Annotated in this window: 1 protein-coding gene; it reads left to right on the top strand. The window is 63.8% G+C overall.

Going from position 1 to position 1123, the window contains the following annotated elements; genetic code table 11:
• Nucleotides 1-253: 253 nt before the first annotated feature.
• On the top strand, nt 254-1123 hold an 870-nt coding region (locus QWZ14_RS29145), incomplete at its 3' end, for a Bug family tripartite tricarboxylate transporter substrate binding protein (RefSeq protein ID WP_290320574.1).

A 1123-nucleotide genomic window follows, 5' to 3' on the forward strand; every position in this document is an offset into this window, starting at 1 on the left:
TGTCAAGGATTGTCGCCTAAATTACCGACTGCTGAGTAAACCTCCTCATGCATCGTATGTGACCTTTTATGCCGCAATAGCCCGTCCCCTTGCCCTGCTGCGCTACCACCGGGCTGCCGAAAAGTGCTAGCCTAGACGCAACAAACAATGGGAGGGACATCGTTTGCTGCACCGCCGCACGCTGCTTGCAACACCCGTGCTCGCTGCCCTGCCAATCGCGGGACGGGCACAGGGGACTTGGCCGGATCGGCCAGTGCGCGTCATTGTCGGCTTCCCGCCTGGTGGCTCACTTGATGTCATGACGCGATTGGCCGCCGAGCAGATGACGCGGCGCCTCGGCCAGCCTTTCGTGGTAGAGACGCGCACTGGCGCCTCCGGTAACATCGGCGCTGAGGCACTCGCCCGTGCGACGCCTGACGGCTACACCATCGGCACCGTCAGTATGCATAACCTGCTGATCAATCCGCATCTATTCAAAAGCCTGCCCTATAATCCTGAGCGAGACTTCGCCTGGATCAGCGCGATGTGGGACCTGCCCAATGTCGCGGTGGTGGCTTCCCAGCACGTCCCGGCGCGGACACTTCAAGAATTCGCCGAATGGGCGAAGGCACGGCCCGGCCGGGTCAGCTTTGGCTCTTCCGGCGTCGGTACCACCATCCACCTCTCGGGCGCCTACCTAGCCGGCCGTGCGGGCTTCGAGGCGCAGCATGTCAGTTTCCGTGGCGGCGCCCAGACGATTCCGTCGCTGCTCTCGGGCGACATCCAGTACGCAGTGGACAACCTCGCCTCCTATGTCGGGGTGATTCAGGAAGGCCGAATACGGGCACTAGCCGTCGCGCTGCCGCAGCGGTGGCCAGCATTGCCAGACGTTCCGACTATGACGGAGGCCGGCATACCAGGTTTCGAGGTCTCGCCCTGGCATCTATGGGCGGCGCCGCGCGGCACACCGCAGGCGGTGGTGGACCGGATCTCGGCCGAGGTGCGTTCCGCCTGGGCTGATACGGCGTTGCAACAGCGAGCGATTGCGATGGGCGCACGGCTGACCGGCTCCACGCCCGACGAGCTGGCCGCACGTCTGGCGAAGGAGAAGGCTGTCTGGGCGGAAATGGTGAAGGTTAGTGGA

This window comes from Paeniroseomonas aquatica (genome assembly GCF_030409335.1).
GTDB lineage: Bacteria > Pseudomonadota > Alphaproteobacteria > Acetobacterales > Acetobacteraceae > Belnapia > Belnapia aquatica.